Raw genomic sequence first — 4932 nt, forward strand, 5'->3', positions numbered from 1 at the left:
CCGTGAGCGACGGCCAGCGGCTGGCCGTTCATCGAATGGGCGAGGATGGTCTGCGGGTGGAAGGCGTCGATGAGATCGATGCTCTCATAGTAGAGGCCCGAACCGTCGACGCTCCCGTCGAGATCGTCGGCGCAGTGGAAGACGGCGAAACGCGCGTTGGGGGCGAGGCCGGCGGCTCTCAGCACCGGGCCCAACGGCGCGCCGGTCCACTGGCCGATGGCGCTCCAACCCTCCACGCAGTCGTGACGGGTGATCTGGGTGCGCTGTGGCAGGCGTTTCAGCTCGGCGAGGGACAGGCTGAGCGGCCGCGCCACAAGTCCGTCGATCTTCAGTCGCCAGTCGGCGAAACCATTGGCCGTCAGCGCCTGATAGGCGTCGCCGCCAGGCTGGGTGGTGCCGTTGGTCTTGAAGACCGGCGAGATGTCCGACGGCTTGAACTCGCGCGCGAGCGGCTGGCCCGCCAGCAGAAGCCGTTGCGCCCTGTAGGTCAGCGGCTCGGCGGACCCCAGGAGGCTTTGAAATCTCGGCGAGCCGGAAAGCCGGTCGCAGCCGGCGAGCAGCAGGCCGCCAAGGCCGGCGGCGCCGGCGGTCAGCAGGCCGCGGCGTGAAAATGGCGACGTGTCCATCAAGGCTGGTCCGTAGCGCGGGCTCTGGGCAGGACGTAGCGGCCGGTGATCATCGAGCGGACTTCATTGACCGGGCCGGCGAGCAGCACCATCAGCAGGTGCACGGCGATGAAGCTCACGATCAGGCTGGCGGAAAGGAAATGGATCGTGCGGGCCGACTGCCGGCCGCCGAAGAGATCGAGCAGCCAAGGCGCGGCCGCGTCCACGCCTGGCGACATGGTCAGCCCGGTCATCACCATGGCGGCCAGAAGCACGATCACCGCGATATAGGCGGCCTTCTGCAGGATGTTGTAGCGCTTCGCCGCCTCGCCGGTCGGGAACCTCAGCCGTGCGTGGTCCCAGACATCCTTCAGGATGTGGCGCGGTCGCAGCTCCGCCCAGGCCGGGGCCAGGTCACGCCGAAAATGCCCCGAGACAAGGCCGGCCGCCAGATAGACGAGGCCGTTGATGACGAAAAGCCAGGCGAAGAAGAAGTGCCAGCGGCGCCCCGTCGCCAGGTCCTGATAGCTGGGCAGGGTGATCCAGGACGGAAAGCCGCGCGCCGCCAGGCCGCCGCCCGGCGCCCTCGAGGCGCCAAGCAGGCCGGTGGTCGAGAAGGTGAGCCCGCCAACGCGGGTTTCTCCGACCTGGGCGCCTCCTTCTTCCCTCGCCGTAAATTCAATGAAGGGGCGGTCGGCGTCGGCGCCGTATTGGCCCCAATACAGGGCCGGATGGGCGTTGAGGATCTGCAGACCGCTCATCAGCAGGAGACTGACGCACAGCAGGTTGACCCAATGGGTCAGCCGCGTGACCAGGCGATGCCGGTAGACGATCTCCCGGCGGTCCTGCGTCGGCCTTGCTTTCGGCGTGCTGGGCGTCGCGGCATCGATCATGGCGTCCATCCTCGAAGGCTCGCCCCGCCGGCTGGCAGGGCGAGCAACGCGGGCTAGTGGCCCGCGGCCATGCTGCCGGACGACATGGCGTCCGACGACATCGCGCCGGAGGCCATCGCGCCGGAAGCCATCGCCCCGGAAGCCATCGCGGCCTTGGCCTTCATCTTCATCGGCTTGGCCATGTGGTGGACGTGATGCTTGGCCATCGTGCTACTCGACGACATCGCGCCGGAGGCCATGGCGTCGGCGTTTGCGGCGCCCGCCAGGGCCAGGGCGCCGACGCCGAGGGCGATGGCGCAGAAGCGGACAACTTGGGTCTTCATGGATCAGGTCTTTCTTCAGGGTCACGAGGCCGAGATCGGCCCCGGGTGTGTTTCCGCCGTCGCCAATGCGAAGGCGGCTTGAGGACCGAGGCGCCAGGGGCGCAGGCGGCCTCGAAGCTTGTGGATCAGCCCTTGGCGGCCGCCAGGATCGGGCCTCCCGCGGCCGCCTGGACCAGCACCGCCGTGCGCAGCGCGGGATCGGCCGAACGGCTGAAGCTGAATGTGGCCGCCGACCCGTTCCAGGCCCCGAGCCGGGTCAGTTCTCGCACCACGTCGCGGTGCGGCAGGGTGCGCCCGCCGTTTTCGCCACGGCGAACAGGAACCTGAACGGTCCGCGGGTCGTAGCGCACCAGCCAGACGTCGGCCGGCCGGCGGGCGGCCGCCGCGGCGATGGTCACGTGCTCGCCCCGAAAGACGATCGAGGGCTCGGCTTTCAGGTCCGCCTTTGCCGCCCGGATCAGCGGTTCCACCTCGGAAGGCGTCTGACCCACCGTATCGGCCCGGCCCTGCACCACCATCTGCGGCGTCGCCACGTCGTCATGGTGCAGCCCCCGGGCATAGCTCCACTGGCGGGCCGTAAACTGGGGACTGGCAAATGTGTCTTTCCAGCCCAGATCGTCCCAATAGGTGACGCCGAAACTCAGGGCCAGAACGTCCGGGCGGTCGGCCAGGATCGAGAGGGTCGCGTTGGCGGGCGGGCAGGACGAGCAGCCCTGACTGGTGAACAGTTCCACGACAACAGGCGGTTCGGCCGGGGCGGCGCCGGCGGTCCCAGCCAGAAAGGCGGCCAGGACGAACGCCGCGCTGAGTGCGGCCCTGGTTCGCACCGCCCGAACCGGGATCGGGTCTGACGAGCCGTTGCGGCGAACAGGATCGCGCATCCAAGATCTCCCAAATCTCCGGACATGGAATCGGTCCCGCCGGCGTTTGCGAAATCCAATTCGGCCGTGCGGCCTCTTCGGTTACAGGTGGCGCGCGCTTTGTTCGATTTTTACCGGGGCCCCGCGGTTTGGCGGTCTGCATCCAGCCCTGTCGCGGCTTGGATCATGCCGGGCGCCCGTGTAACCATTGGCCCCGCTCGAGCGAACAGAGGTGTTGGTGGACGATTTCGAGGCGCGGTTGAAGAGCCTGATGCTGAGCGGGCTCGACGGCGACGCAAGCGCGCATCGCCAACTGCTAACCCTGCTGAGCGAGCGTTTGAGAGCCTATTTCTCGCAGCGGATGTCATCGACTCGGGACGACGTGGAGGACCTGGTGCAGGAGACTCTGCTGGCGGTTCATTTGCGCGGAGCCTCCTATGACCGCGCCCAGCCCTTTACCGCCTGGGCCTACGCGATCGCCCGCTACAAGCTGATCGACTATTGGCGGCGGCGAAGAATTCGCGTCGCGACGCCTCTGGACGATGTGGAAGACTTCTTGTCCGCCGAGCCAGCGCGATCCGACGAGGGATTGGACATCACCCGTGCGCTTGGCTCCCTGCCGGCGCGGCAACGCGGCCTGATCGAGGACGTCAAGATCAGGGGATTCAGCCTCAGCGAGGCCGGCGCCAGGGCAGGCGTCAGCGAGGGCGCGGCCAAGGTGGCCCTGCATCGTGCGCTGAGGATGCTCGCCGGAAGGATGCGCCGTGCGGACGCCTGAGTTGATCGAGCTTCTGGCCGCCGACACGCGTTCGGTCTCGCCCGCCGCGGCGCCGCGGCGACTGGCCCTGGCCGCCCTGGCCGGCGCCGGTGTCGCCCTGGCGCTGGTGATTGTCTGGCTGCAACCGCGGCCGGACCTGGCCAGGGCCGCGAGCGGCGGCTTCTTCTGGATCAAGGCGGCCTATACCGCGGCCTTGGCGACCGCCGGCTTCCTGGCGACCGAGCGGCTCGGGCGTCCCGGAGTGTCGGCCCGCTCAGCCGCCCTGATGGCGCTCGCCGTGCTGGCGCTGTTCGAGACCATGGCGATCCTTCAGTTCGCGCCGATGACCGACGCCGCTCGCCTGGGCGCCATTCAGGGCGTGTCCTGGACGGTGTGCTCCCGCCACATCGTCATGGTCGCCGCGCCGATGACCCTGATCTGCCTGCTGGTGCTTCGGCGCCTCGCGCCTACCCGCCCCATGGCCGCGGGTTTCGCCGCTGGCGCCTTCTCCGGCGCCGTCGGGGCGACCGTCTATGGTCTGCACTGCCCCGAGGCGACCTTTGTCTTTGTCGGCCTCTGGTACACCCTCGGCGTTCTCGTCTCCGGCCTGATCGGCGCGGTGCTCGGGCGCTTCATGCTGAGGTGGTGACCCGGCAGGGCGAGCCCGAGGAGGTCGCCGCGGCCGCCCTCGTCCTCGCCTCCGACGCCGCCAGCCTGGTGACCGGCGGCGTCCTGGTCGCCGACGGCGGCTGTGGCTGCTGGCAGGTCACTCTTCCTCGTCCAGCTCCTGGCGGTCCCACTGGCCGTCGAAGTCGGGCAGCAGGGCCAGCAGCGCGAAGAAGCCGACCAGGAACAGGCCGAGCCCGAGCAGGTCGGCGGGCGGCTCCGGCGGCCGCGCCGCCAGCACCCGCGAACGCTGCGCCGCTGGCAGGGTCCAGCCCACCGGCATGGCGCCCGCCGTCCCGCAGCGGATGGTGTCGCCATTGCGGTCCTGGCAGGTCGGCGCCGCCATCGCCGCCGGGGCGGCGGACAGGGTGGCGACGGCGATCAGGGCCAGCAATGTCGGGCGCATGGCGTCAGGTCCCAGGGCGGCTCCCTGCATCCCCTATAACGCCTAAGCAGGCCGAAGCGGCGCGGATCACGCGCCTTATCACTCAAAGATGATCGCTGTCGCCGCCGAGCCGTTCGACCAGGAAATAGGCGGCGCTGCCAACGCAGATTATGCCGAGAAAGCCCAGGGCGAAGCCGAGGACCGGCGAGCCGATCAGGCCGCCGGAGGGCCTGGAGACGAAGGCCCAGTAGAGGCCGCCGGCGAACAGGGAAAGCCCGATCAGGCCGAGGACGATCAGCGGGCCAATGCCGGCGCGCTCGGGTTCGTCGCGGGTCTGGTCGAAGATCGAGCGCACCGAGGCGCGCGCCGCCTCGGCGCCCTCGGCGCGCGCCGGTTCGAGCGGGGTCGGCTGGGCCGGAAAGGGCTCGGGCTCGTTGGCGGCC

General features: G+C 69.5%; 7 protein-coding genes and 2 pseudogenes. 3 read left to right on the forward strand and 6 right to left on the reverse strand.

Annotated features, from left to right (window positions below; translation table 11 throughout):
* The 4 genes from VGL85_RS02330 to VGL85_RS02345 form a co-directional block, all read right to left on the reverse strand.
* Positions 1–626, reverse strand: a 626-nt coding sequence (locus VGL85_RS02330) for a molybdopterin-dependent oxidoreductase (RefSeq protein ID WP_331585599.1), incomplete at its 3' end; no start/stop codon positions are given.
* A complete protein-coding gene (locus VGL85_RS02335; protein ID WP_331585600.1) occupies positions 626–1498 on the reverse strand; it encodes a cytochrome b/b6 domain-containing protein in 873 nt (290 codons plus the stop codon). The genes VGL85_RS02335 and VGL85_RS02330, both read right to left, overlap by 1 nt.
* 53 nt (positions 1499–1551) lie before the next feature.
* Positions 1552–1821 (reverse strand): hypothetical protein, encoded by a 270-nt coding sequence (locus tag VGL85_RS02340; protein ID WP_331585601.1) that lies wholly within the window; start codon positions 1819–1821, stop codon positions 1552–1554.
* A gap of 125 nt (positions 1822–1946) precedes the next feature.
* Entirely contained in the window at positions 1947–2702 is a 756-nt protein-coding gene (locus VGL85_RS02345) for a DUF1223 domain-containing protein (RefSeq protein WP_331585602.1), read from the reverse strand.
* 217 nt (positions 2703–2919) lie between these two features.
* Here VGL85_RS02345 and VGL85_RS02350 point away from each other — a divergent pair, with 217 nt between their 5' ends.
* From VGL85_RS02350 to VGL85_RS02360, 3 genes and pseudogenes are all read left to right on the forward strand, one after another.
* Positions 2920–3459, forward strand: coding sequence for a sigma-70 family RNA polymerase sigma factor (locus tag VGL85_RS02350; RefSeq protein WP_331585603.1), 540 nt, complete (start codon positions 2920–2922; stop codon positions 3457–3459).
* Positions 3446–4087 carry an NrsF family protein gene (locus tag VGL85_RS02355; RefSeq protein ID WP_331585604.1) on the forward strand — a complete coding sequence of 214 codons (642 nt, stop codon included), beginning with the start codon at positions 3446–3448 and terminating at the stop codon, positions 4085–4087. Before VGL85_RS02350 ends, VGL85_RS02355 begins: the two co-directional genes overlap by 14 nt.
* Positions 4084–4134: pseudogene (locus VGL85_RS02360) on the forward strand (hypothetical protein); the annotation flags it as partial. The gene VGL85_RS02355 and the pseudogene VGL85_RS02360, both read left to right, overlap by 4 nt.
* A 70-nt stretch (positions 4135–4204) precedes the next feature.
* Here VGL85_RS02360 and VGL85_RS02365 read toward each other — a convergent pair.
* The gene (locus VGL85_RS02365) at positions 4205–4510 is read right to left on the reverse strand and encodes a hypothetical protein (RefSeq protein WP_331585605.1); all 306 of its coding nucleotides are present in this window, start codon (positions 4508–4510) and stop codon (positions 4205–4207) included.
* A gap of 82 nt (positions 4511–4592) precedes the next feature.
* Positions 4593–4932 (reverse strand): annotated as a pseudogene (locus VGL85_RS02370) (hypothetical protein); the annotation flags it as partial.

The organism is Phenylobacterium sp., assembly GCF_036501465.1.
GTDB lineage: Bacteria > Pseudomonadota > Alphaproteobacteria > Caulobacterales > Caulobacteraceae > Phenylobacterium.

Excerpts from the sequence above, each read along its gene's own strand:
- VGL85_RS02340 (WP_331585601.1), bottom strand. The coding sequence starts at position 1,821 with ATGAAGACCCAAGTTGTCCGCTTCTGCGCCATCGCCCTCGGCGTCGGC.
- VGL85_RS02345 (WP_331585602.1), bottom strand. The coding sequence starts at position 2,702 with ATGCGCGATCCTGTTCGCCGCAACGGCTCGTCAGACCCGATCCCGGTT.
- VGL85_RS02335 (WP_331585600.1), bottom strand. The coding sequence starts at position 1,498 with ATGATCGATGCCGCGACGCCCAGCACGCCGAAAGCAAGGCCGACGCAG.
- VGL85_RS02365 (WP_331585605.1), bottom strand. The coding sequence starts at position 4,510 with ATGCGCCCGACATTGCTGGCCCTGATCGCCGTCGCCACCCTGTCCGCC.